The organism is Stenotrophomonas sp. (assembly GCF_032103445.1).
Lineage (GTDB): Bacteria > Pseudomonadota > Gammaproteobacteria > Xanthomonadales > Xanthomonadaceae > Stenotrophomonas.
This window is the reverse complement of the sequence record NZ_DAMDFR010000016.1, coordinates 1-25,875: the sequence shown is the minus strand read 5'-3', so window position 1 is coordinate 25,875 and position 25,875 is coordinate 1. Positions and strand designations below refer to the sequence as shown.

Sequence of the window (25,875 nt, the reverse complement as noted above, 5' to 3'; positions counted from 1 at the left end):
AGCATTGGACGTGGCGATACCAGCCCAAAAGCTAATGAGAATGGATATCGTCATTGTTCAGGCTGCCGGCACCGTGGTCAACACCCGATCGGGTCAGCGTGGCAGTGCCGTCGCCGTCAGGGCTGGGCCCAGTGCTCGATTTCGCCATGCGCGAAGGGGCCGAGCTTCTGCTTGACGATGCGGCCCTGTGCGTCGACCAGCACGGTGTAGGGCAGTAGTCCCTGCGCGTTGCCCAGCTTCACGCTGGCATCGTCGGGTGCCGGTTGTTCCAGCACGATCGGGTAACTGACCGGCACGCGGGCCAGGAACTCACGCACGCCTTCGGGCGTGTCGATGGCCAGCCCCAGCACCTGCACGCCGTGGGCAGGCTGCGCGGCGGCAAACGCCTGCAGCGCGGGCATTTCTTCCACGCAGGGGCCGCACCAGCTGGCCCACACGTTGATCAGCAGGGGCCGGCCGCGGAACGTGGCCAGGTCGACCGGGTTCCCGTCGAGATCGGGCAGGGTGATCGCCGGCAGGGTGTCGCCAGGACGTGCCGACACCGCGGCGGGACGTGCCGCCTTCGGCGGCTGTGCCACCGGCGCGGGCGGCACACCGAAGTAACTCACCCCGACGACCAGGCCCAGGAGGGCGGCAATCGCGGCCGCCACCCTCAACGACCGGCGTGGCGGCGGGCTGCTCAACGGGCCGTGCGCAGCAGCGCTTCTTCAACGATGGCCTGGGTCAGCACCGTCGGCAACACCGTGGGCGGCGCGCCTGGGCCGTACACCACATACAGCGGCACGCCGACCGCTTTGTGCTCGTCGAGGAAGGCGGTGATCTCCGGGTCCACGTTGGTGTAGTCGCCGCGCATGTAGACGGCATTGGTACGCCGCAGGGTGTCCTGGAACTCGTGCGTGCCCAGCACCGCGCGTTCGTTGGCCTTGCAGGTGACACACCAGTCGGCGGTCATGTTGACGAACACCACGCGGTTGTCCTGGCGCAGGCGGTCGAGCATCTGCGGCGAGTAGTCCACCACGTTGTCGGCCGTGGCAGCGGCCTGCTTGCTGGGCGCTTCGATGCGGTTGACCGCCCACACCGGCACCAGCGCCGCCAGCAGCAGCACCGCCGCCAGTGCGCTGCCCACGCGCTGGCTGCGCCAGCGGCTTCGTTCGAACCACCACAGCGCCAGCCCGGCCACGATCAACCCACCCAGCACCAGCGCCATCGCATCCACGCCGCGCTGCTTGCCCAGCACCCACAGCAGCCAAAGCGCGGTGGCGTACATCGGGAAGGCCAGCACCTGCTTCAACGTCTCCATCCACGCGCCGGGGCGCGGCAGGCGTCGAGCCAGCGACGGGATGAAGCCGATCAGCAGGAACGGCAGGGCCAGGCCCAGGCCCAGCACGATGAACACCAGCATGGCGGAGGCCGGCGGTGCGGTGAACGCATAGGCCAGCGGCGCGCCCATGAACGGTGCCACGCAGGGACTGGCGACCACGCAGGCCAGCACGCCGGTGAAGAAGTCACCCATCGGTCCGCTGCGCGACGCCAGCGACTGGCCCACGCCGCCCAGTCCACCGCCCAGGGTGAACACCCCCGACAGACTCAGACCGACCGCGAACATCAGGTACACCAGCGCGGCAATGAACCACGGGTGCTGCAGCTGGAAGCCCCAGCCCGCCGCCTGGCCGGCGGCACGCAGCGCCAGCACCAGCGCGCCGATGATGGCGAACGCCACCAGCACGCCGGCGGTGTACCACAGCGCATGGCTGCGCGCGCGCTGTCGGCTTTCACCGCTCTGCGCCACGCCCAGCACCTTCAGCGACAGGATCGGAAGCACGCACGGCATCAGATTCAACACCAGCCCGCCGACCAGCGCCAGCAGCAGCGCCGCGATAAGGGTAGTCGGGGTGCTGTCACCGGTGGCCGGCGGGCGCGTGCGCTGTGCGTTGTCAGCACTGGCGTCGGGGCTGCCCACTTCGGCGTCCTGCGTGACCGGCTCATTCGGACGGATCAGCAGCGGCTGGGTGGCGATGCCATTGCCGTCGCGCTCCTGCGCGCGCTTTTCGCGGGTCGGCAGCGGGGTGATCACTTCGTTGCGATGCGCGGCCTCGTCGGCGCGGGCGTTGACCTTGCCGGCAGGCAGCGCCAGCTTCACCCGGCGGGTCATCGGCGGGTAGCAGATGCCGTCGGTCTGGCAGCCCTGGAAGGTGATTACCAGCGTAGCTGGAGTGGCTTCGGGACGGCTGCGGCGCAGTGGCAGCTTCACGTCGACCTGGTCGAAGTACACCGCCACGTCGCCGAAGTGCTCGTCGCGGTGTGCCTTGGCCGCTGGCCATTGCAGCTTGTCGGCAACAATTCCGGTGGTGCCTTCAAGCTTCAGCGAGGTGCGGTCGCGGTACAGGTAGTAGCCCGCCGCCGGGGTAAAGCGCAGCAGCAGGGTGTTGCCGTCGCCGACAATGGCTTCAAAGCCGAATGCGCGTTCGGACGGCAGCGGCAGTGCCTGGGTGGCACCGGTGCCAGGCAGGCGCAGACCGCCGCCACTGTTGCCCGACAGCAGGTTGCCCACCGGCAGGCCATTGCCTGCGTTGCCCGACGGGAGTGCCGCGTCGTCGGCAGCCTTGCCGGAACCGCCCGGCAGACGCACCTGCACGCTGCGCTTCTGCGGCGGGTAGCACACCCCGGCGTCTGCGCAGCCCTGGTAGCGCACTTCCAGCGTCACGCTGTCGGCACCGTCGGCGGCCTTGCCCGGCAGCACGGCGGTCAGCCGTTCGCGGTAGGTTTCCACTTCGCCGAAGAAGTCGTCGTGGTGCTTCTTGCCCGCCGGCATCTGCAGCGCCTCGGCGGTGAACGCCGCATCGGCTTTCACCGAGGTGCGATGCCGGTACAGGTAGTAGCCCGGGGCGATATCGAAGCGCACCTCGATGTGCTCGCGATCGCGCGCCTGCGCGGTCAACGCGAAGGCCTGGTCCACCGGGAGCAGATCTTTCTCACTCACTGCCCAGGCAGGCAACGACATCACGGCCAACGCACACAGCGCGGCAAAACGACCCAGCAGCGTCATCAATCAGTGTCCTCTCGGGTCTGTGCCCGAATCCAATCCAGGTACGCCGGCAGGCCGGCGTGGCTTTCGACCGCGATGCACTCGGGGAGTTCATACGGATGCAGCGCGCACACGCGCGCGATGGCCGCGTCCAGGCGGCCGCCGGTGGTCTTGATCAGCAGCTGGATCTCGCGATCCTGGGTGACCGCGCCTTGCCAGCGGTACGTCGACTGCGCCCCGTCCAACCGGGTGACACAGGCCGCCAGCCGTTCCTCCACTAATGCCGTAGCCAGCCGCGCGGCGGTTTCCGCGTCAGGGCAGGTGGTCATCAGGATGAATACGGAATCGGCGGTCGACATGACCGCCGATTGTAATGCCGATACCGGTCGGCCCCAACGCGACCGACCGGTATCACGCATGCCCGTAGAGCCGGGCTTGCCCGGCTGCCCGGGAAAATCATGGCACCAGATCAGGCTCCGGCACCACGTCACACCTCACTCAGCCAACTGACAGCTCGCCGGCTTGGCCGAGGTAAACAACGCGGGCGTCGCCCATTCAGGATGGTCGATGAACGGGTTGCGATTGCCCTGGAAGCTGAAGATCACTTCATTTCGGGCCTTTTCGGCGGCCGTCGGCGGGTCTGCCAGGTGCCAGTCGATCAGCGTCGACAGCAGGCCCATGTAGGCCGGCGAGGACGAGGTCTTGACGATCTTGCTGCGGTCGTCGGTCAGCTCCAGGTCCGGCTCGCTCTGCCCGGTGGCTGCATCCTTGCCGCCCTCATAGCGAATGGCCATGTACATAACAGCACGTGCCATGTCGCCCTTGCGCTGGCCCCACACCTCGAAGGTGCCGGTGTTGCCATCAGGCGTGCGCACCCAGTTGGAGTTGCCCGGGTATCCGCCACTGCCACCGCCCTGACCGTTGTTGTTCTCGGTGGCGCGCTCGCCGCAGTTGGCGTCGCACTTGGCGAACGGCTTGTTGCCGCGGTCCGCGTTCCACTGCGCATCACTCAGGTACAGCATATGGGTGTCGGTATAGGGCGCATACGGCAGGCCCTTGTCGCCGGTGGTGCTGGCAAAGCCCAGCGAGTTCGGCCAGGTGTGCTCGCGGTTGTAGGTGAGCCCGCTGCCGGTGCCCGCGCGGTCACTGACCTTGGTGTAGCTGCGGTTGCGGTACACGTCGAGGATCTTGCCGCTGTTGTTCGGGTCCTCGTCGGCGATCTCCAGGATGGTCCAGGTGCTGGTGCCCGAACCGCTGTACGGGTACGCGGTATGCCCCTTGATGGTTTCGTGCAGCGAGCAGCGCAGCTGGCTCGGGCTGGAGGTGTTCACCTTCGAGTAGTAGCTGCCCGGATCCGGATCGGGGCCCGGGTCGCCACCGCCACCGCCGCTGGCGACATTGAAAGCGATGCGGGTGTCTGCGGCCGGGCGGGCACCCTGCGCGTCCTTGATGCGGGCCGCACGGATGTCGAAGCGGCAGGCTTCGCCCGCTTCCAGCGCGGTGTTGGTGGACACGGTGAAGGTGGTGCCGCTGCTGGCGTGGCTGAGCGGCACCGTGCCGGAGGTGCCGCAGCTCAGCGTGAACGCACCGCTGCTGAGGGTGACCGATTCGCTGAAGGTCACCACCAGGTCGGCGGCGGCCGGGAAGCTGGTCGAACCTTGTTCCGGCGTCGTCGTTTTCACCGAGGGCGGGGTGTTCGGACCGGTGCCGCCACCGCTGCCGCTGAAGGTCTGGCCGTTGTTGCACGCCCCGAAGGTCTGCGCGGCCGAGGGAGCCCAGGTGAAATGGCTGTACTGGCTGCCGCTGCCGGTGAGCTGCAGCGAGGTGCCGGGGGCGGTGCTGTTGCTTTCGCTGACCGGAATGTTCTGGCTGGTCAGGCCGGCAGCCGGACCGCCGGATGCGGTGATGGTGCCTTCGTAGCTGATGAACTGAACCACGGTGCCGCTGGCGTCGACCAGGGCGATGCCGTCGTTGGAGCCGTTCTGGAGGCCGTTGGTGGGGTAGGTCACCGTGGCGATGCGGGCGCTGCCGCAGCTGGCAGTGGCACCGGCCGGCACCGGATTGTTGGCGTAGACGGTCGCCGCCGACGGGGTGCTGCCGTTGTACAGGTACAGCCGGTAGGTGCTGAGGTCCTCGCCGCCGGTGGCGACCACCTCGATGGCTTCGCCGACGTCCCCGGCGGGGGTGCTGTCGTCGTAATGCAGTTCGTTGATGAATACGTCGGCGTGGGCGGTGCCTGCGGCGGTCAGGGCCAGCAGGCAGGCCAGGTAAAGCGGGCTCGGTAACCTCATCTACCACTCCTTGTGATTGGGTTGTGCCGGGCGAATCTAGCCAATCCAGATGACGGAATGTCGCAATCGGCACTACACAGTGCGACCTGCGTCAAGAAATTGGCGGTTTATTTGATCGGAGTGCCGCCGAACGCGCCGGATCGGCCTGCTTGCGGCAAAAAAGTTCGTAATCGACCCTTGAAAGGGTGGGGGACAGCACCATCTCTGCCCTGTCCCGGATCGCCGGGCTTTTTTGCGAGCGGTGCTGGCAGTCGCCTGGGGCGAGTGCTAACATCGCCAGACTTTTTCAGACCAATCAATAACTTAAGAGGTCACTCATGAGCATCAAGCCGCTTCACGACCGCGTCGTGGTCAAGCCGATCGAAGCCGACGAAATTTCGGCCGGTGGCATCGTGATCCCGGATTCGGCCAAGGAAAAGTCCACCAAGGGTGAAGTCGTGGCCGTGGGCCCGGGCAAGCCGCTGGACAACGGCAGCGTGCGCGCGCCGGCCCTGAAGGTGGGCGACAAGGTGATCTACGGCCAGTACGCCGGCAGCACCTACAAGGCCGACGGCATCGAATACAAGGTGCTGCGCGAAGACGACGTGCTGGCCGTCATCGGCTGATCCCGTTTCCAAATACACATAGAAGGTAATCGCAATGGCTGCCAAAGATATTCGTTTCGGTGAAGACGCTCGCTCGCGCATGGTGCGCGGCGTCAACGTGCTTGCCAATGCCGTCAAGGCCACCCTGGGCCCGAAGGGCCGCAACGTCGTGCTGGAAAAGAGCTTCGGCGCTCCGACCATCACCAAGGACGGCGTCTCCGTCGCCAAGGAAATCGAACTGGCTGACAAGTTCGAGAACATGGGCGCGCAGATGGTGAAGGAAGTCGCGTCGCGCACCAACGACGATGCCGGCGACGGCACCACCACCGCCACCGTGCTGGCCCAGGCCCTGATCCGCGAAGGTGCCAAGGCCGTGGCCGCTGGCATGAACCCGATGGACCTCAAGCGCGGTATCGACAAGGCCGTTGTGGCCGCCGTTGCCGAGCTGAAGAGCATTTCCCAGCCGACCGCTGACGACAAGGCGATTGCCCAGGTCGGCACCATCTCGGCCAACTCCGACGAGTCGATCGGCAACATCATTGCCGAAGCCATGAAGGAAGTCGGCAAGGAAGGCGTGATCACCGTTGAAGAAGGCTCGGGTCTGGAAAACGAGCTGGACGTGGTCAAGGGCATGCAGTTCGACCGCGGCTACCTGTCGCCGTACTTCATCAACAACCAGCAGTCGCAGACCGCCGACCTGGATGACCCGTTCATCCTGCTGTACGACAAGAAGATCTCCAGCGTGCGCGACCTGCTGCCGGTGCTGGAAGGCGTCGCCAAGGCCGGCAAGCCGCTGCTGATCGTCGCTGAAGAAGTCGAAGGCGAAGCGCTGGCCACCCTGGTGGTCAACACCATCCGTGGCATCGTCAAGGTTGTGGCCGTGAAGGCTCCGGGCTTCGGCGACCGTCGCAAGGCGATGCTGGAAGACATGGCCGTGCTGACCGGCGGCGTGGTGATCTCCGAAGAAGTGGGCCTGTCGCTTGAGAAGGCCACCATCAACGACCTGGGCCGCGCCAAGAAGGTGCAGGTTTCCAAGGAAAACACCACCATCGTCGATGGTCTGGGTGACAAGGCTGCCGTGGAAGCACGCGTGGCCCGCATCAAGACCCAGATCGAAGACACCTCTTCGGACTACGACCGCGAAAAGCTGCAGGAACGCGTGGCCAAGCTGGCCGGCGGCGTGGCCGTGATCAAGGTCGGTGCGTCGACCGAAATCGAAATGAAGGAAAAGAAGGACCGCGTCGACGACGCCCTGCACGCGACCCGTGCAGCCGTTGAAGAAGGCGTGGTGCCGGGCGGCGGTGTGGCCCTGGTGCGTGCCGTCAGCGCCCTGGCCGGCCTGAAGGGCAACAACGAAGACCAGAACCACGGCATCCAGATCGCCCTGCGCGCGATGGAAGCCCCGCTGCGCGAAATCGTCGCCAATGCCGGCGAAGAGCCCTCCGTGATCGTCAACAAGGTCAAGGAAGGCAAGGGCAGCTTCGGCTACAACGCCGCCACCGGCGAGTTCGGCGACATGCTGCAGTTCGGCATCCTGGACCCGACCAAGGTGACCCGTTCGGCGCTGCAGAACGCTGCTTCGATCGCTGGCCTGATGATCACCACCGAAGCCATGGTCGCTGAGTCCCCGAAGAAGGACGAGCCGGCCCTGGGCGGCGGTGGCATGGGCGGCATGGGTGGCATGGGCGGCATGGACTTCTAAGGTCCACGCACCCGCGACACCTGTCGTGATGCATTGAAGAACCCCGCCAATGGCGGGGTTTTTCTTTTGTCGCGCGCTACAACGCGCAGGTGCCGCTGGTAGCGCCGGCCGTTGGCCGGCCCATGCATTACCGGACGAAGGCCCTGTTTCCGTACTCCCAGTTCCACGGTACCCCGGTTTCCCCAAGCACCAAGCGCACCAACGCCGGAAACGCGGCCTCCGCGCGTACATCGTTACCCAGAATCACCACGCAGCGCTGCCTGCGTTCGATGCACGCCATGGTGTTGCCCACTGCATCATCGTGGCCGCCCTTGTAGAACCCATGCCCCTGCGGACCGTCGAACACCACCACACCCAGACCAGCGGCCAGGTCCCTGCGGCGCTGTTCCGGCGGAAGTTCGTCCTGCAGCGTTGGGAACTGCGACGCGGTGGTAATCGGCCACTGCGCGCGAAGCATTTCCCTGCGTGAGGTCGGCGAGAGTCCGTCGCCACGCACCAGCCCGGCCGCCAACCGCGCGATGTCATTCGGCGTGGTATCCATCGACCCGGCCGCACGCACGCGGCTGCGCTCGTCATGCGGCTCAGTCGTTCCTTCCAACGTCCACCCATCGGCCAGATTGCCGGCGAAGTCCTCCCGCCACATCATGCTGGTGCGGGTCATGCCAAGGCGGTCAAATACCCGGCGCTGCATCTCCGCACCGACATCAAGGCCCAGACCGCGCTCCAGTACGAACTGCAGCAGGATCAGCCCTTCGCCGGAATAGGCGTAGCGCGTGCCAGGATCAAAGTGAATGCGCAGCTTTCCTTCCGGCTCCAGGAAGGCGAAGTTGGAAAAACCACTACGATGGCTGAGCAGCATGCGCGCGGTGAGCTGCTGCCAGCGCGGGTCACCCTTCAGCGTAGACCATGGCGCGTACTTCTTCTCATCCGGATAGTCCGGCAGCGGATGATCCAGATACCCCGCAATCGGGCGATCCAGATCAATCACGCCTTCGTCGACCAGCTGCAACACCATGTAAGCAAATGCCGCCTTGGTCAGCGACGCGGCATACATCACCGTGTCGGGGGTCAGCGGCTCGCCGGCCGCATTACGCTTGCCCAGTGCGTGCACCTGCACCACCTGTCCGTCATCGATGATCGCGAGCGCGAGGCCTTCGGCGTGGGTTGCGCGCATCAGTCGCTGCATCTCCGCATCAACGGCTGCAGCAGAAGGAAGGGCATCAGCGGCCAGCAGCGGGCCGGGCAGCAACAGCGAAAGCAGCAGGACGAACGGGCGCATGCACGGCACTCCTGGCGGGGTTTCAGCGCATCCTGAGGGGCCGGGTTCCGGTAATCCAGCGCCGGAAGTCATTCTGCCGCCCGGCCGCGGGCGTGGGTGAACGGCGTGCTGCAGTTGCGGATGTAACAGTTGGCAGCCCCGAAACCCTGTGCTATCAATAGCCTCCAATGAACGCAGCCCGCGCCAGCTTTTACTTTTGGTATTACTTTCCGAAGCCACTGGCGGAGGAAGGACTGCGCTCACCCTGAAGAAACTTCAGACGCATTCCCGAAAGCCGCCAGCGCACCTGGCGGCTTTTTTGTTGCCGCCGCGCTGGGGACCCTCACCTTCCAGGAGACACCCCCCATGCCCCCGCACACCGACGACCTTCGCATCCGCAAAATCGAACCTTTGACGCCGCCGGCGCAGCTGCTGTCCATGCTGCCCTGCGATGACGAAGCGTCCGACACGGTCAGCGCCTCGCGCGCCCGCCTGCACGAGATCCTGCACGGTCGTGACGACCGCCTGGCCGTGGTGATCGGTCCGTGCTCGATCCACGACCCGGTGGCCGCCATCGAGTACGCGCAGCGCCTGAAGCCGCTGCGCGACGCGTACGCCGATGATCTGGAAATCGTCATGCGCGTGTACTTCGAGAAGCCGCGCACCACGGTGGGCTGGAAGGGGCTGATCAATGATCCGGACCTGGACGGCAGCTTCCAGATCAACAAGGGCCTGCGCATTGCGCGCGGCCTGCTGCGCGACATCAACAAGCTCGGTTTGCCCGCCGGCGTGGAATTCCTGGACGTGATCTCGCCGCAGTACATCGCCGACCTCGTGGCCTGGGGGGCGATTGGTGCGCGCACCACCGAAAGCCAGGTGCATCGTGAGCTGGCCTCGGGGTTGTCCTGCCCGGTCGGTTTCAAGAACGGCACCGACGGCAACATCAAGATCGCCGCTGATGCGGTGGGCGCGGCATCCAACCCGCACCACTTCCTGTCGGTGACCAAGCAGGGCGACACCGCCATCGTGGCCACCGCCGGCAATCCGGACTGCCATGTGATTCTGCGTGGCGGCAAGGTGCCCAATTACGATGCAGAGAACGTGGAGGCGGCCAGCCAGGTGCTGGGCAAAGCCAAGCTGCCGGCACGCTTGATGATCGATGCCAGCCACGCCAACAGCAGCAAGAACCCGGAAAACCAGCCGAAGGTGATTGCCGACATCAATGCGCAGCTGGCCGCCGGTGAGCAGCGCATTGTGGGCGTGATGGTGGAGAGCCATCTGGTCGCCGGCCGCCAGGATCTGGTGGAAGGGCAGCCGCTGGTGTACGGGCAGAGCATCACCGATGGCTGCATCGGCTGGGATGCTTCGGTGGAAGTGCTGGAGTCGCTGGCGCAGGCGGTGCGGGCGCGGCGTGCGGCGCGGTTGAGCGAGGCGGCGTGATGGGTCATCGCGTATTGCCGGGCATGGCCCGTCACTACATGTATCGGCCATATAGAGCGGGGCTCTGCCCCGCTGCCGTTCACGTCGGCCGACGCAACTTCGCCAACGCCAGATAGATCGCCGGCGTGGTGTACAAGGTCAGCCACTGGCTGACCAGCAGCCCGCCGACGATCGCGATGCCCAGCGGCTGGCGCATCTCCCAGCCCTCGCCCGTTGCCAGCATCAGCGGCAGGCAACCCAGCAGCGCCGCCACGCTGGTCATCAGAATCGGACGGAAGCGCAGTCGCGCCGCTTCCAGCACCGCGTCATATGGCGACAACCCCCGGCCACGCTCGGCCGACAGCGCGAAGTCGATGATCAGGATGGTGTTCTTCATCACCACCCCGACCAGCAGGAACAGGCCGAGCAGCGAGATCAGATTCAACTCGTTGCCGAACGCCATCAGTGCCAACAGCGCGCCAACACCTGCCGAAGGCAGCGTCGACAGAATCGCCAGCGGCAGCACCGCGCTTTCATACAGAATGCCCAGCACCAGATACACCGCCAGCATCGCGCCGAGCACCAGCCACAGCTGACGGCTGCGCAGCTGCTCCAGCCCGCCGGCTTCGCCACTCAGTCGTGCCTGCACATGCGTGGGCAGCATGATCCCGGCCATGGCACGGTCAATCGCCTGCACCGCCTGGTCCAGGCTGACCCCGGGAGCCAGCGCGAACTCGATCCAGATCGAGGCGAATTGCTGGCTGTGATAGATCCGATCCGGTGCCATCCCATAGCGCCAACTCGCCACGGCTGACAGCGGCAGGCGCTGGCCGTCCTTGCCGATCACATGAATCTGCTCCAGCGTGGTCGGGTCCTGGGTGTAACGCGGGTCCAGTTCCATCACCACCCGGTACTGGTTGAGCGTGTCGTACAGCGTGGCCACCTGGCGCTGGCTGAAGGCGTTGTTGAGCACCGAGGCGATCATGCGCATGTCCACCCCCAGCCGCGCGGCGGCGTCACGGTCGATGTCCAGCACCACCTGGCGCATGCCCTGGTCGCCCTGCGATTCCACATCCACCAGTTCCGGCAGGGCGCGCAGCGCCTCGCTCACCTTCGGTGCCCACTCACGCAGCGGTTCGAGGTCGGCCGACAGCAGCTGGAACTCGTACTGTCCGCTGTCGCCGCCGCCTTCCAGCTTGATGTCCTGGTCCACCCACAGAAACAGCCCGCCGCCGGGAATCTTCGGCAGGTTGGCGCGCAGCCGGTCGATCACCTGCTGGCTGGAGACGCGGCGCTCGGACAGCGGCTTCATCTTGATCATGATGAAGGCGTTGTTGACCCCGTTGCGACCACCGACATAGCCAATGATGTCGCTGATCGCCGGATCGGCCAGCAGCAGCTTGCGATAGGCATCGATCTTGGGCTGCATGACCTGGAAGCTGAGGCCATCGTCGCCGCGGGCGAAGCCGCGCAGCTGGGCGGTGTCCTGCTTGGGCACGATGCCCTTGGGCACCTGCTGGAACAACCATACGTTCAGACCGATCACGGCGACGAACAGCAGCAGCGGCACCGCCAGCCAACGCAGCATGCGGGCGAGGCCGTGCATGTAGGCATCGCGCAGGCGCTCGAAAAGTGCCGTGCCGGCGCGCTGCAGCCGGTTGCCCGGCCCGCTGCGCGGCGCACCCAGCAGTCGGGCGCACAGCATCGGGGTGAGGCTCAGTGACACCAGCAGCGACACGCCCATGGCCGCGACCAGGGTCAGCGAGAACTCACGGAACAGGCGCTCGACGAAGTCATCCAGGAACAGGATCGACACGAACACCACCGCCAGCGCGATGTTCATCGACAGCAGCGTCGCCCCCACCTCGCCGGCACCCTTCAGCGCCGCCTGCATGGGCGATGCCCCCAGCTCGCGGTGCCGGGCAATGTTCTCCAGCACCACGATGGCGTCATCCACCACCAGCACCGCGGCCACGATCAGCGCCATCAGCGACAGCGTATTGAGCGAAAAGCCCAGCAGCGCGATCACCGCCAATGCGCCAAGCAGCGAGACAGGAATCGCCGCGCTGGGGATCAGCGCCGCGCGCCAGTGCCCGAGGAAGCCGAGTACCACCAGCACCACCAGCGCGATCGCCAGCACCAGAGTGAGTTCGGCTTCGCGCAGGGTGGCGCGGATCACGGGAGATCGGTCCATCACCAGGTGCATGTCCACGCTGGCCGGCAGAAGCGCCTGCAAGGTGTCCATCTGCGCGGTGATGGCGTCCACCGTTTCGATGATGTTGGCGTCGGGCTGACGGCTGACAATCACCAATACTGCCGGACGTTCGTTGTGGAAGCCGCTGGCGTAACGATCCTCCACGCCTTCGCCAACCGTGGCCACATCGCGCAGGAACACCGGACGCCCGTCACGCAGGGCTACGATGAGGTCGCGGTACTCGGCGGCGGTGCGCAGCTGCAGGGTGGCATCCAGCTGCCACTGTTGCGATCCGCTGGCCACGCTGCCCAGCGGCTTGAGCGCGTTGGCATTGCGGATCGCGGCAGCAACATCATCCAGCGCGATGCGGTACTGGTTCAGCGCATTCGGGTCCAGTGACACCCGCACCGCCGGCAGTGAGCTGCCACCCACCTGGACCTCGCCCACGCCCGGAATCTGCGCCAGCTTCTGCGCGATCACCGTCGAGGCCACGTCGTACACCTGACCCGGCGAGAGGCTGTCCGAGCTAAGCGCCAGGGCCAGGATCGGTGCCTGAGAAGGGTTGACCTTGTGGTACTGAGGCATGCCCGGCATGCCGCTGGGCAGTTGCGCACGCGACGCGTTGATCGCGGCCTGCACTTCGCGTGCGGCGCTGTCCACATCAACGCCCAGCTCGAACTGCAGCTCGACCTGGGTGGAACCCTGGGTGCTGGCCGAATCGATCCTAGTCAGCCCGGGCAGGGTGCCCAGCGCACGCTCCAGCGGGGTGGCCACGTTGGCCGCCATCGACTCCGGGCTGGCCCCCGGCAGGCTGGCGCGCACATTGATCGCCGGGTAGTCCACCTGCGGCAGCGGAGCCACCGGCAGCAGGCGCAGACCCAGCAGCCCGGCCAGCACCACCGCCACCGCCAGCAGCGTGGTCGCCACCGGGTGCCGCACGAACCAGCCGATCACCCGCGACAGCGGACTCACGCGTTGGCCTCGACCGTAGCTTCAACAGACGCTTCGCGGCGGCGGAAGCGGTCGAAGAACAGGTAGATCACCGGCGTGGTGAACAAGGTCAACACCTGGCTCACAATCAGGCCACCCACCATCACCAGACCCAGCGGCTGACGCAGCTCCGCGCCGGAGCCGCTGGCGAACATCAACGGAATTGCGCCGAACAGCGCCGCCAGCGTGGTCATCAGGATCGGGCGGAAGCGCAGCAGCGCGGCCTGGTGAATCGCCTGACGCGGGGCGAGGCCGTGCTCGCGTTCGGCTTCCAGCGCGAAGTCGATCATCATGATCGCGTTCTTCTTCACCAGCCCAATCAGCAGCACGATGCCGATCACCGCGATCAGGTCCAGGCTGCGCCCGCTCAGCAGCAGCGCCAGCAGTGCGCCGACGGTGGCCGAGGGCAGGGTGGACAGAATGGTGATGGGATGGATGAAGCTCTCATACAGCACGCCCAGCACCAGGTACATCACCACCACTGCCGCCAGGACCAGCCACAGCGTGCTCGACAGCGACGCGCGGAAGGCATCGGCGGCACCCTGCAGGCGCAGCTCCACGCTGGCCGGCAGGCCGATGGCATTGCGTGCGCCCTCGATGCTGGCCACCGCTTCGCCCAGCGAGGCGTCGGGCGCGAGGTTGAACGAGAACGTCACCGCCGGGAACTGCCCGACGTGATTGATCAGCAGATGCGCCGGGCGCTGTTCGATGCGGGCGATGCCACTCAGCGGTACCGGTCGGCCATCGACACCGGCCACATGGATGCGCTCGATCGCATCCGGCCCGAACGCGGCATCCGGTCGCGCTTCCAGCACCACCCGGTATTGGTTGGCCTGGGTGAAGATGGTGGAGATCTGGCGCTGCCCGAACGCGTCGTACAGCGCGTCGGCCACCGCATCCACGCTGATGCCCAGCCGAGCCGCCGCAACCCGGTCGATCACCACGTGGGCCTGCAGACCGCGATCCTGCAGATCGCTGGCAACGTCCTTCAGGGCGGCCTGCTGTTGCAGGTGCGCCAGCAGCTTGGGCGTCCACTGCACCAGCTCGGCGTTGTCGGGGCTGGTCAGCGTGAACTGATACTGGGTGCGGCTGATCCGGTCTTCGATGCCCAGCTCCTGCACCGGCTGCAGGTACAGGCGGATGCCCGGCACCTGCGCCACCCGCTGCTGCAGGCGCTCGATGATGGCCGCTGCGCCGGCGTCGCGCTGTGCGTGCGGCTTCAGCTCGATCAGCAGGCGGCCACTGTTGAGCGTGGCATTGCTCGCATCCACGCCAATGTAGGAGGACAGGCTGGCGACGTCGTCGTCCTGCAGCAGCGCATCGGCCAGTGCCTGCTGGCGCTGGGCCATGGCTTGGAACGAGATCGACTGCGGTGCCTCGCTGATGCCCTGGATCAGCCCGGCATCCTGCACCGGGAAGAAGCCCTTCGGCACCCACAGGTACAGCAGCGCGGTCAGCAGCAGGGTGGCCACGGTGGCACCGAGCATCAGCGGCTGACGCTGCAGCGCCCAGTGCAGCTGGCGGTCGTACATCGACACCACGCGGTCGAACGGGTCACCCTGCTGGGCCGATTCCTGCCCGTCCGGATCGCGGCGGGTGGCATGACCGGCCTTGAGCAGACGCGCGCACATCATCGGGGTGAGGGTCAGTGACACCAGCAGCGAGATGCCGATCGCCACTGCCAGGGTGATCGCAAATTCATGGAACAGCTTTCCGACCACATCGGCCATGAACAGCAGCGGGATCAGCACCGCGATCAGCGACAGGGTCAGCGAGATCAACGTGAAGCCGATCTGCTTCGCTCCCTTCAGCGCCGCCTGGCGCGGCGTCTCACCGCGCTCCAGATGACGCGCGATGTTCTCCAGCATCACGATGGCGTCGTCGACCACGAAGCCGGTGGCGATGGTCAGCGCCATCAGGGTCAGGTTGTTGAGCGAGAAACCGGCCAGCAGCATCACCCCGAAGGTACCCACCAGCGATAACGGCACGGCAATGCTGGGAATGATCGTGGCCGGAATGTTGCGCAGGAACACGAAGGTGACCATCACCACCAGGGCGATGGCGATCACCAGTTCGTGCTGCACGCCGCGGATGGAGGCGCGGATCGACTCGGTGCGGTCGCTCAGCACCACCACGTCCACGCCCTTGGGCAGCGACGCCTGCAGCTGTGGCAGCAGCGTGCGCACACGGTCCACCACCGCGATCACGTTCGCGCCGGGCTGGCGCTGGATGTTGATCAGCACCGCCGGCGTGGTGCCGGACCATGCTGCGAGCTGACGATTCTCGGCTCCGTCTTCCACCGTGGCCACGTCGCCCAGGCGCAGCGGCGCGCCATCGCGGTAGGCCAGGATCAGCTGCTGGTACTCCTGTACCGAGCGCATCTGGTCGTTGGCATCGAGCATGATGGCGCGGGTGGGACCATCGAAGCTGCCCTTGGGCAGGTTGACATTGGCCGCACCGATCGCGTCGCGGATGTGGCCCATGCTCAGCCCGTTGGCCGCCAAGGCGGTCGGGTTGACCTGGATGCGCACCGCTGGACGCTGCCCACCGGCCAGGCTGACCAGGCCCACCCCCGGCAGCTGCGACAGCCGCTGCGCCATACGCGTGTCGACCAGGTCATACACCTGCGGCAGGGCCAGGCTCTGCGAGGTCACTGCCAGGGTGAGAATCGGGGTGTCGGCGGGATTGACCTTGCGGTACACCGGCGGCACCGGCAGGTCGTCAGGCAGGAAACTGTCGGCGGCGTTGATCGCCGCCTGCACTTCCTGTTCGGCCACGCCCAGCGCCACGTCCAGGGTGAACTGCAGGGTGATCACCGATGCGCCACCAGAGCTGGTGGACGACATCTGCTTCAGTCCGGGAATCTGCCCCAGCTGTCGCTCCAGCGGCGCGGTCACTGCACTGGTGGTCACGCCCGGGCTGGCACCGGGATACAGCGTGGTGACCTGGATGATCGGGTAGTCCACCTGCGGCAGGGCGGCCACCGGCAGCAGCCGATACGCCAATACGCCGGACAGCAGCAGTGCCACCATCAGCAGCGTGGTCGCTACCGGGCGCTCAATGAACGGGCGGGAGAGGTTCATGCGCCTTTCCGCGCGCTGTCCGCCTCGGTCACGATCAACACTGGGGCACCGTCGCGCAGGCCGTCGATGCCTTCAACGACTACGTTCTCGCCCGCCTTCAACCCTTCGCGCACCGCCACGCGCTCACCGTCTGCAGGGCCAAGCACCACGTTGCGCAGGTGCGAGGTGTTGTCCGGCGCGATCACATACACGTAGCTGCCCTTGCTGCCGAACTGCACGGCGGCATTGGGAATGACCACGCTGTCGGCGCTGCTGACCTGCAGGCGCACGTTGACGAACTGGTTCGGGAACAGCGCCTCGTCGGCATTGGCGAACTGCGCGCGCAGCTTCAGCGTACCGGTGGCGGTATCGATGCGGTTGTCGAGGCTGGACAGCACACCGTTGCCCAGCGCCTGGCGCTCCTCACGGTCCCAGGCTTCCACGGTGAGCTGCGGGTTGGCGCGCGCGGCGCTGACCACTGCCGGCAGATCCGGCTCGGGAACAGTGAACAGCACGCTGATCGGCGTGGTCTGGGTGATGGTGGCCAGCGCATCGGTGTCGCCACTGCGGACCAGGTTGCCCACGTCCACATTGCGCAGGCCCATGCGCCCGGCCACCGGTGCGGTGATGCGGGTGTACTGCAGCTGCAGGCGGGCTTCATCCACGGCGGCCTGGTCGGTCTGGCGGCGGCCTTCCAGCTGGCGCACCTTGCTGCGCTGGTCGTTCAGATCCTGCGCGGAGACGAAACTCTGCCGCTGCAGTTCCTCGAAGCGCTTGAGCTGGCTGCGCGCATTGTCCAGCTCGGCCAGGTTCTGCTGCTGGGTGCCCAGCGCACGCGCCAGCTGCACCTGGAACGGGCGCGGGTCGATTTCGGCGATCAGGTCGCCGGCATTGACGTGCTGGCCCTCGGTGAAGGCCAGCCGCAGCAGTTCCCCATCCACGCGGCTACGCAGGCTGACCGTATTCAACGGGGTGACCGTGCCAAGGGCTTTCAGCCGCACCACCAGGTCTTCCTGGCTCGCCGTGGCGACCCGCACCGGGGTCGCCTGTGGCGGCCGTTCGGTCGGCGCGGCGCTACCCGGCGCAAGCAGTTTCCAGCCGGCAACGGCAGCAAGGCCGACAGCGGCGGCGATCAGCAGGGACTTGGTCAGGCGAGGTGAAGACATACGCATCCTGCGCACCCTCGGGCAGAGCAGTGCGTCCATGGGGACCGGCCGCAAGCGGCAGATCGGAGCAACGGGGGAGGGTGTCTGGCAGACCGGGGGCAGGCCACGGCCATTGGCTGGATGCCGTTCAGAAGAACGGGCCACCCATGATACAGATGGCCCGCTTATGTCTCACATGACAATGGTCATGGGCGATGGGTCAATGCACCTCATCCCGGTACACGAACTTCGGCATCTCCCACCGGTAATGAATCGCCAGCAGCCGGAATGCAAACCCGCCGCCCAGACACCACAACGTAGCGGCATTCAACGACACCCCCAGTTCCAGCAACCCCAGATACGCCGCACCGGTCAGCAACGTCACCACCGCATACAGTTCCTTCTGGAAAATCAGCGGCACCTCGTTGCACAGCACGTCGCGCAGCACGCCGCCAAACGCGCCGGTCAGCATGCCCGCAATCAACACGATCGGCGCGGCATGGCCGGCTTCACGCGCCACCGCACAGCCAATCAGCGTGAACGCCACCAGCCCCAGCCCGTCCAGCACCAGGAACGTGCGCCGGAAGTGGTGCATCCAGCGCGCCAGCCAGGTCGCGATCAGCGCCGCACAGATGGTGAAGCCCAGGTACTCCGGATGCTTCACCCAGCCCAGCGGGTAATGCCCGAGCACGATGTCGCGCAACGAGCCACCGCCCAGCGCGGTGACGCAGGCGATGATGATCACACCGAACAGGTCCATGCGGCGTCGGCCGGCCGACAGCGCGCCGGTCATGGCTTCGGCGGAAATGGCGATGAGATAGATGATGGAGAGCAGCATGGGGGAGGCTCCGGTACGGCAGGCAGGAACACGAACGCGCGCCCCGCCCATGCGCGGGCACAGGTGGGGTTCAACGTCGGTTGCCGCTCCCGCTGTCCTTTTGCCTGAGAGTTCGGTGGCCAGGCCACGTGCCCCTTCGGCGGGTCAGTGAAGACCTCTCTCCAGATCGGCGTGCTGGATGCATGGTTGGTGGCGGATCGAGCCACCGGCCTGAGCGATTATGGGAGCCTGCGCCTTCGGCGGGTGCCAGCGTGGCACCTCTCTCCTGCATCCGGGGGCGATTCTAGCAGCCAGCGGGCGGCCGATGCCCGATAATCCCCCCATGGTTGCTGAACCCGCCCCTTGGTACGTGTACCTGCTGGAATGCCGCAACGGCAGTTATTACGCCGGCATCAGCAACGACGTGGACGCCCGCTTCCAGGCCCATCTGGCGGGGAAGGGCGCGCGCTATACCCGCGCCAACCCGCCGGTAAAGCTGCTGGCCAGCCGCGCCTACCCGGACCGGGCAGCGGCCTCGAAGGCCGAATGGCAGCTCAAGCGCCAGCCGCGGGCGCGCAAACTGGCCTGGTTGCTGGCGGTGGAGCCGGTATTGCTGGTCTAGCGCCGCACCATCACAATCGGAACGCGGCAGAACAGGGACAGACGCCATGGAAACGGGATATCGATTCGGTACCGGCGAGATTGACGCGGTGCTGGCGACGGATGCCGAGACGCGGTACGGCTATTTCATCAAGCGCGTTGCCGACTGGGAGCAGGTGTGGGGTCTGCGCAACGCAGACGGCTGGGTGCTGGCCGCGAAGGACGACGGGCAGCAGGTCGCGCTGTTCTGGCCGTTCGAGGCATTCGCGCAACGGGCGGCCGTTGAGCAATGGGCTGACACCGAACCCACGCCGATTCCGCTGGAGGCCTTCATGGAACGCTGGTTGCCGGGTCTTGCCGGCGATGAGCGACTGGTCTGTGTACTGCCCGGGGTGGATGGGCGCGGCCCAGTCGTACAACCCATGACACTCAAGGATGATATCCAGGATGAACTGGATCGATTGGAATAATCGCGCTGGTGCAGCAGGAGGCTGCCCATGACCGCCCTCTCGAAAGCGCTCGTTGCCATGCTGCTACTGGGGGCGTTCGTGGCTGGCATCCCGGTGCTGGGGTATGTCGTAGCACTGGGCATGGTCGAGGGTCGCCCAACGCCTGTGCATGCAGGCGCTGGGCCCGCCGTCAGCTGCCGGAACCAGATCGTCACGCGTATGCGTGTGATTGATGCGTTCAGGGTCCGGGTATCTGAAACCGGGAGCGTCACCCATGCGCCTGGGCATGAGGAGGCCTCATGGGTAGCGCGACGCCATCTCTCCCAGTTACCGCGGACCGGCAATCTGCGATGGCATTTCCAGAGCGCCGCCCTGCACGCCTGGATCGTCCAGCATTGGACGCCACAGCAGATCACCGATACCGCGCGACTTGGAGGGGCATGCCGCTCTCCGCGAAGTGTCCGATGACACCCACCGACATGCGAAGATCGGCTTGAAACCTTGCGCCGCCAATGGAGGAAGAGATGTCCACGCTTTCCTTGCTGCTTGCGTTGACTCCGGCCGCCGCCGCGCCGGTGGCAGATCCCGCCACCGTGGCCGCTATCGAGGCGACCTGTCTGGACTACGTGGACGGTCAGCTGGAAGCGGATCCGGCGCGGGTTGCTCGTTCGCTGCATCCGGACCTGGCCAAGCGCGCTGTGCTCGGTGACATGCCGGACGAGCGTCTTGGCCTGCGCCGCATGTCCAAGGATGAGCTGGTGGCGTTGACCAGGCAGGGTGCGCTGAAAACTCCGAAGGCGGACTGGAACCGCACCTGCCGGGTGCTGGACGTCACCGGTAACACCGCCTCGGTGCGCCTCGAAACGCCTTGGTTCGTCGACTCCTTCCACATGGGCCGCTTCGACCAGCGCTGGATCATCGTCAACGCCCTCTGGTACCCCAAACCGTAGTGACACGCCATGCGTGTCTCGCAGAGAACCGGATCTCCCATGAGCCCCCTCGATCAAGAAAAAGCCAACACCATGCTCGGCAAGATCGTCCTCGCCGGCATCACCTATCTGGATGCGGAAGGAAACGCGCTGGAGCAGCGACAATACGCCGGCGAAATAGTGCGGATCAACGACGAGGAAGGCGTGGTGCTGGCCAGCCTGATCGACGGCGAGGAACTGTTCCTGCCGCCGCACCTGGATCACTACAAGGTGGCCGAGCCCGGCGACTACACGCTGCGCTCAATCGATTTCACCGTGACCGATCCGGACTACCTGTGCACCTGGGATGTGCACCTTGCCCAAGGCAACGACGATTCGGAAGCGGTCTGACCGCAGGGGTAGGGTCGGTCGATAGACGACCGCCGATAGGCGGGCAACGCCCGGGGACGCATGACCAGAAAACGGAGACATTTCTCCGTTGAACTCCATGCGTCAAAGAGCTGATCGAAAGTTATCGGCCGTCGTCTGTCGACCGACGCTACCGACAAGCGACAAGCGACAAGCGACAAGCGACGATCAACGATCAACGATCAACGATCAACGATCAACGATCAGAAAGCAGGGTGCGCTCCGCGTCATGGCCGCCGATCCTGCTGATCATCACCAAAAATGATCCGCGCGCTGCGCTGGTAGCTCCAGTACGCCACCGCCCAGTTGAGCAGCACCACGATGCGGTTGCGGAAACCGATCAGGAAGAACACGTGTGCGGCCAGCCAGAACCACCAGGCCAGCACGCCGGACAGCTGCAGCTTGCCCAGGTGCACGATGGCGGCCATGCGACCGATGGTGGCAAGGTTGCCGTAGTCCGCATACTTGAACGGCCCCGGTGCGGCTTTACCTTCCAGCCGCGCGCGGATTGTGCTGGCGACATGCTTGCCCATCTGTTTGGCGGCCGGGGCCACGCCGGGCACCGGCTTGCCATCGGCCTGGCTCAGGGCTGCCAGATCCCCCGCGACAAAGATTTCCGGATGACCGGCCAAGGTCAGATCAGGCTGCACCGGCACGCGACCAGCCCGGTCCAGCGGCACGTCCAAGGTGCGCGCCAGCGGCGAGGCGGCCACGCCGGCGGCCCACACCACGGTGCGGGCGGGGATGAACTGCTCGCCCAACTGGAAGCCTTCGCCATTGATGTCACTGACCGGGGTGCCGGTGAGCACTTCCACGCCCAGCTTCTCCAGCTGCCGACGCGCCTTCAGCGACAGCACCTCGGGGAAGCTGGACAGTACGCGTGGGCCGGCTTCCACCAGCCGCACTTTGGCGCTGGCGGGGTCGATATGCCGGAATTCGTTGCGCAGGGTGTGGCGGGCGATCTCGGCCAGGGTGCCGGCCAGTTCAACGCCGGTCGGCCCACCACCGACCACGGCAAAGCTCAGCCACGCGGCCTTGCGCGCCGGGTCAGGCTCAGCCTCGGCGCGCTCGAATGCCAGCAGCAGCGTGCGGCGCAGCGCGATGGCGTCATCCAGCGTCTTCAGGCCGGGCGCATCGGCCGCCCATTCGTCGTGGCCGAAGTAAGCATGGGTGGCCCCGGTGCACAGCAGCAGGGTGTCGTAGGGGATCTGGCTGCCGTCGGCCAGGGTGATGTCCCGGGCCTGCTTGTCGATCGAGGTCACTTCGCCCAGGCGCACTTCCACGTTGCGCTGGTGGCCCAGGATGTGGCGCAGCGGTGCGGCGATATCCGGGGCCGACAAGCCGGCAGTGGCCACCTGGTACAGCAGCGGCTGGAACAGGTGGTGGTTGCGGCGGTCCACCAGGGTGATGCGGATACGGCTTCCGGCCAGCGCGCGGGTGGCCCACAGGCCGGCAAAGCCGCCGCCGATGATGACCAGATGGGGCACGGGGTCGCGGGTCATGCACTTGCTCCTTGGATGGGGCCGGCGCTCCGGTCCCGGTGGAAACGTTGTCGTCGCGACAGATGGTCGCATGCGACGCGCAAACTTCACGTGCATGGCCGATACTGGATTCAGCATCCGTCGCGCTTGCCGGCGGCCCCGTGTTCCATTGATGGAGTGCTCCGATGACCGAACCGGAAAAGCGCATCGCCCTGTTGATCGATGCCGACAACGCGCCTTCGTCCAAGATCGACGTGGTACTGGCCGAGGTCGCGCGCTATGGCGTGGCCAATGTGCGGCGTGCCTATGGCAACTGGAAGAGCCCCCGCCTGAAAGGTTGGGAATCCGTGCTCCACGAGTACGCTATCCGCCCGATCCAGCAGTTTGCCTACAGCCGGGGCAAGAATGCGTCGGACATGGCCATGGTGATCGACGCCATGGACATGCTCTACGCCCGCAACCTGGACGGCTTTGCAATCGTATCCAGCGATGCCGATTTCACTCCGCTGGTGATGCGCCTGCTGACCGACGGGGTCAAGGTCTATGGTTTTGGCGAGAAGAAAACGCCGGAGCCGTTCGTCAACGCCTGCTCGAAGTTCACGTATCTGGAAGCGCTGGGCCAGGGTCATGCCATCGACCCCGAAGTGGAGCAGGACAACGAGGAAACCCGCCCCCGCAAGAGCGGCGCGGAGCTGCGCAGCGACACCCGTCTGGTGCAGATGCTGAGGCGCGCGGTGGCGTCGGCCGAGGCCGAAGACGGCTGGTCGCATCTGGGGCCGGTGGGCAGCCAGATCGGCAACCAGGCGTCGTTTGATTCGCGCAACTATGGTTACGGCAAGCTCAGCGAGCTGCTGGCGGCGATTGGCCTGTTCGAGATGAAGAAGGACGGCAAGTCGACCTATGTGCGTGCGCTGCCGAAAAAAGGCACGCCGAAACCGGCAAAATAGGCGCACTCCCACCAGGAAGAACAACATGCTGAAGATCTGGGGCCGGCGCAATTCCAGCAACGTGCGCAAGGTGCTGTGGTGTGCTGAGGAAATCGGCGTGCCGTACGAGTCCATTGAAGTGGGCGGCAGCTTTGGCGGCACGCAGACGCCGGAGTACGTGGCGATGAACCCGAACGGACTGGTGCCGGTGATCGAGGACCACGGCCTGCCGTTGTGGGAGTCCAACACCATCGTGCGCTACCTGAGCGCCCGTTACGCGCTGGGTACGCTGTATCCGGAAGACGTGATGGCGCGGGCCCAGTGCGAGAAGTGGATGGACTGGAGTACCTCGCGCATGGCTCCGCTGTACAGCGAGCTCATCTGGGGGATCATGCGCACTGCGCCCGCCGACCGCGATGAAACCCGCATCAATGCCGCCGTGGTCAAGGCCGGTGATTACCTGGCCATGGCCGATGCCACGCTGGCCACGCAGCCGTGGTTGTCGGGCGAGCAGTTCGGCATGGGCGACATTCCGCTGGGCGCGCTGGTCTATGCGTGGTTCAACCTGCCGATCCAACGCCCGCACCTGCCGCATCTGGAAGCGTGGTACGAGCGGTTGCAGCAGCGGCCGGCGTACGTGAAAGCGGTGATGACGCCGTTGACCTGAAAGGCAGCCGGGCAGAGCCCGGCTCTACGTGCACTGTCCTGAGGAGAGCCCCCTTCTTGTTGAAGGGGGCGCGCCGACAGGCGCGGGGTTAAGGTGGAATGCGTGGACGGATCTTTATTGAGGCATCGCCTCAATAAAGATCCGTTGGGTCGACGTCCAACGACCACCGCACCTTCCGCGCCTCCGGCAACCCATGAATCCGCGGCACCATCGCATCCAGCACCGCGTGCAATGGCTGCCGCTTGGGCGCGGACAACAACAACTGGGTGCGCTGATACCCCGCCCGGCGCGGCATCGGCGCGGGCATCGGTCCGAACCGCTCCACCGGCGCATCTTCGGCGATCAAGCCGCGCACGGCGGTGAGCATGGCATTGGCATGCTCCACCTGCTGCGCCTCCGCGCGCAGCAGGGCCAGGTGTGCGAACGGCGGGAAGCCGGCGGCATCGCGCTGCTGCAGTTCGGCATCGGCAAAGGCGTGGTAACCGCCGTGTACCAGCGTTTCCAGCAAGGGGTGCCCGGGGTGGTGGGTCTGCAGCCAGACCTCGCCAGGGTCGGTGGCGCGACCGGCGCGGCCGGCGACCTGGATCAATTGCTGGGCCAGTTTCTCACTGGCGCGGAAGTCGGCCGAGAACAGCCCTTCGTCGATGCCCACGACCACCACCAGGGTGAGCCTGGGCAGATCGTGACCTTTGGCGAGGATCTGTGTGCCGACCAGAATGCCGGGCTGGTCGCCAAGGCGTGCCAGTTGCGATTCCAGCGCATCGCGACGGTTCGTGGTGCCACGATCGATCCGGATCACCGGGTAGTCGGCGAAGGCCTCGACCAGGTGTTCTTCCAGGCGCTCGGTGCCGATGCCCTGCGGCTGCAACGCCAGGCTGCCGCAATCCGGGCAGGCCAGCGGTGCCGGCTGGCGCGCGCCGCAGTGGTGACATTGCAGCCGCCGGCCACCGGCGTGGACCGTCATCGGTGCGTCGCAACGCCGGCACGGCGCGGTCCAGCCACAGTCGTGGCACAGCAGTACCGGTGCGTAGCCACGCCGGTTCTTGAACACCAGCACCTGGTGGCCGCGCTGCAGATGCTCGGCAATACCTTCCAGCACTTCGGGCGACAGGCCATCGCGCAGCGGACGCTTGCGCACGTCGAGCACGCGCACACGCGGCGGACGCGCCTCGCCAGCGCGTTGCTTCAGCCGCAGATGTACGTAACGACCGCTGCGTGCGTTGTGCAACGACTCCAGCGACGGCGTGGCGCTGCCGAGCACCACCGGGATGTCCAGTGCCTTGGCCCGCACCAGGGCGAAATCGCGGGCGTGGTAACGGATGCCATCCTGCTGTTTGTAGCTGCCGTCGTGCTCCTCGTCGACCACGATCAGGCCGGCATTGGGCAGCGGGGTGAACACCGCCGAGCGGGTGCCGACGATCACCTGGGCCTCGCCGCGCGTTGCCGCGGCCCAGACCCGGGCGCGCTCGTTGTCATTCAGGCCCGAATGCAGCACATGCACGGGAATGCCCAGCCGGGTGCGGAAGCGCGCCAGCGTCTGAGGGGTGAGCCCGATCTCCGGCACCAGCACCAGCGCCTGCCGCCCGCGCGCCAGGCAGGCGGCGATGGCCTGCAGGTAGACCTCGGTCTTGCCACTGCCGGTGACACCGTCCAGCAGGAACGTGCCAAAACCGGTGCTCCCGGTAATCGCGGCGACGGCATCGGCCTGCTCGGCATTGGGCACCGGTCCAGCGCCCAGCATCGGCACCGGGGCGACATGGACCTGTGCCACGCGCTCGACCAGGCCGCGTTTGGCCAGCGACCGCGCGGCGCTGCGCCAGTCATCCATCAGATCGTCCAGCTGGTCCTCATCCAGCGCGGTACCCCGAGCGGCGGCGTCGGCGAGCAACTGGCACAGGCGCTGCGGCCGGGTGCCGGCGCGCTGGCGC

Annotated in this window: 20 protein-coding genes and 2 riboswitches; of the genes, 9 read left to right on the top strand and 11 right to left on the bottom strand. The window is 66.3% G+C overall.

Annotated elements, in window-relative coordinates:
- Positions 1–116: 116 nt before the first annotated feature.
- From RT551_RS08225 to RT551_RS08210, 4 genes are all read right to left on the bottom strand, one after another.
- Positions 117–650 carry a TlpA disulfide reductase family protein gene (locus tag RT551_RS08225; RefSeq protein WP_313457340.1) on the bottom strand — a complete coding sequence of 178 codons (534 nt, stop codon included), beginning with the start codon at positions 648–650 and terminating at the stop codon, positions 117–119.
- Positions 651–679: 29 nt separating this feature from the next.
- The gene (locus tag RT551_RS08220) at positions 680–3,046 is read right to left on the bottom strand and encodes a protein-disulfide reductase DsbD domain-containing protein (RefSeq protein WP_313457336.1); all 2,367 of its coding nucleotides are present in this window, start codon (positions 3,044–3,046) and stop codon (positions 680–682) included.
- Positions 3,046–3,384: a divalent-cation tolerance protein CutA gene (gene cutA, locus RT551_RS08215; protein ID WP_313457333.1), complete on the bottom strand. Its 339-nt coding sequence runs from the start codon at positions 3,382–3,384 to the stop codon at positions 3,046–3,048. The genes RT551_RS08220 and cutA overlap by 1 nt, the downstream gene beginning before the upstream one ends.
- A 135-nt stretch (positions 3,385–3,519) precedes the next feature.
- Positions 3,520–5,316, bottom strand: a complete 1,797-nt coding sequence (locus RT551_RS08210) for an endonuclease (RefSeq protein WP_313457330.1) — start codon at positions 5,314–5,316, stop codon at positions 3,520–3,522.
- A 317-nt stretch (positions 5,317–5,633) separates the two neighbouring features.
- Here RT551_RS08210 and RT551_RS08205 point away from each other — a divergent pair, with 317 nt between their 5' ends.
- Positions 5,634–5,921, top strand: a complete 288-nt coding sequence (locus RT551_RS08205; RefSeq protein ID WP_125359377.1) for a co-chaperone GroES — start codon at positions 5,634–5,636, stop codon at positions 5,919–5,921.
- Between the two features lie 34 nt (positions 5,922–5,955).
- Entirely contained in the window at positions 5,956–7,602 is a 1,647-nt protein-coding gene (gene groL / locus RT551_RS08200; protein ID WP_313457326.1) for a chaperonin GroEL, read from the top strand.
- A gap of 127 nt (positions 7,603–7,729) precedes the next feature.
- On the opposite strand, the gene RT551_RS08195 is transcribed toward groL, so the two are convergent.
- Positions 7,730–8,881, bottom strand: coding sequence for a serine hydrolase domain-containing protein (locus RT551_RS08195; protein WP_313457324.1), 1,152 nt, complete (start codon positions 8,879–8,881; stop codon positions 7,730–7,732).
- 345 nt (positions 8,882–9,226) lie between these two features.
- On the opposite strand from RT551_RS08195, the gene aroG reads away from it, so the two are divergent.
- Positions 9,227–10,300, top strand: coding sequence for a 3-deoxy-7-phosphoheptulonate synthase AroG (aroG, locus tag RT551_RS08190; RefSeq protein ID WP_313457321.1), 1,074 nt, complete (start codon positions 9,227–9,229; stop codon positions 10,298–10,300).
- 79 nt (positions 10,301–10,379) lie between these two features.
- Here the strand turns inward: aroG and RT551_RS08185 are convergent, their stop codons facing one another.
- The 4 genes from RT551_RS08185 to RT551_RS08170 all read right to left on the bottom strand — a co-directional run bounded on the left by RT551_RS08185 (position 10,380) and on the right by RT551_RS08170 (position 18,508).
- Positions 10,380–13,445, bottom strand: coding sequence for an efflux RND transporter permease subunit (locus RT551_RS08185; protein WP_313457319.1), 3,066 nt, complete (start codon positions 13,443–13,445; stop codon positions 10,380–10,382).
- Positions 13,442–16,546, bottom strand: coding sequence for an MdtB/MuxB family multidrug efflux RND transporter permease subunit (locus tag RT551_RS08180; RefSeq protein WP_313457317.1), 3,105 nt, complete (start codon positions 16,544–16,546; stop codon positions 13,442–13,444). Before RT551_RS08180 ends, RT551_RS08185 begins: the two co-directional genes overlap by 4 nt.
- The gene (locus RT551_RS08175) at positions 16,543–17,691 is read right to left on the bottom strand and encodes an MdtA/MuxA family multidrug efflux RND transporter periplasmic adaptor subunit (RefSeq protein ID WP_313457314.1); all 1,149 of its coding nucleotides are present in this window, start codon (positions 17,689–17,691) and stop codon (positions 16,543–16,545) included. Before RT551_RS08175 ends, RT551_RS08180 begins: the two co-directional genes overlap by 4 nt.
- Before the next feature lie 199 nt (positions 17,692–17,890).
- Complete coding sequence (locus tag RT551_RS08170; protein ID WP_313457312.1) at positions 17,891–18,508, bottom strand: trimeric intracellular cation channel family protein; 618 nt, start codon at positions 18,506–18,508, stop codon at positions 17,891–17,893.
- An 84-nt stretch (positions 18,509–18,592) separates the two neighbouring features.
- Positions 18,593–18,683, bottom strand: a riboswitch (glycine riboswitch).
- An 8-nt stretch (positions 18,684–18,691) separates the two neighbouring features.
- Positions 18,692–18,786, bottom strand: a riboswitch (glycine riboswitch).
- Between the two features lie 26 nt (positions 18,787–18,812).
- Here RT551_RS08170 and RT551_RS08165 point away from each other — a divergent pair.
- From RT551_RS08165 to RT551_RS08150, 4 genes are all read left to right on the top strand, one after another.
- Positions 18,813–19,109: a GIY-YIG nuclease family protein gene (locus RT551_RS08165; RefSeq protein ID WP_313457309.1), complete on the top strand. Its 297-nt coding sequence runs from the start codon at positions 18,813–18,815 to the stop codon at positions 19,107–19,109.
- 46 nt (positions 19,110–19,155) lie between these two features.
- The gene (locus RT551_RS08160) at positions 19,156–19,557 is read left to right on the top strand and encodes a DUF2750 domain-containing protein (protein WP_313457306.1); all 402 of its coding nucleotides are present in this window, start codon (positions 19,156–19,158) and stop codon (positions 19,555–19,557) included.
- A 503-nt stretch (positions 19,558–20,060) separates the two neighbouring features.
- Positions 20,061–20,486 carry a nuclear transport factor 2 family protein gene (locus tag RT551_RS08155; protein WP_313457303.1) on the top strand — a complete coding sequence of 142 codons (426 nt, stop codon included), beginning with the start codon at positions 20,061–20,063 and terminating at the stop codon, positions 20,484–20,486.
- 39 nt (positions 20,487–20,525) lie between these two features.
- Complete coding sequence (locus tag RT551_RS08150; RefSeq protein ID WP_313457300.1) at positions 20,526–20,855, top strand: hypothetical protein; 330 nt, start codon at positions 20,526–20,528, stop codon at positions 20,853–20,855.
- A 245-nt stretch (positions 20,856–21,100) separates the two neighbouring features.
- Here RT551_RS08150 and RT551_RS08145 read toward each other — a convergent pair whose 3' ends face one another.
- The gene (locus RT551_RS08145) at positions 21,101–22,375 is read right to left on the bottom strand and encodes an NAD(P)/FAD-dependent oxidoreductase (protein WP_313457297.1); all 1,275 of its coding nucleotides are present in this window, start codon (positions 22,373–22,375) and stop codon (positions 21,101–21,103) included.
- 164 nt (positions 22,376–22,539) lie between these two features.
- On the opposite strand from RT551_RS08145, the gene RT551_RS08140 reads away from it, so the two are divergent.
- Positions 22,540–23,301 (top strand): NYN domain-containing protein, encoded by a 762-nt coding sequence (locus tag RT551_RS08140; protein WP_313457294.1) that lies wholly within the window; start codon positions 22,540–22,542, stop codon positions 23,299–23,301.
- A gap of 25 nt (positions 23,302–23,326) precedes the next feature.
- The gene (locus RT551_RS08135; RefSeq protein WP_311192735.1) at positions 23,327–23,947 is read left to right on the top strand and encodes a glutathione S-transferase; all 621 of its coding nucleotides are present in this window, start codon (positions 23,327–23,329) and stop codon (positions 23,945–23,947) included.
- Between the two features lie 130 nt (positions 23,948–24,077).
- Here RT551_RS08135 and RT551_RS08130 read toward each other — a convergent pair.
- A partial coding sequence (locus RT551_RS08130) for a primosomal protein N' (RefSeq protein WP_313457288.1) occupies positions 24,078–25,875 on the bottom strand: 1,798 nt, incomplete at its 5' end.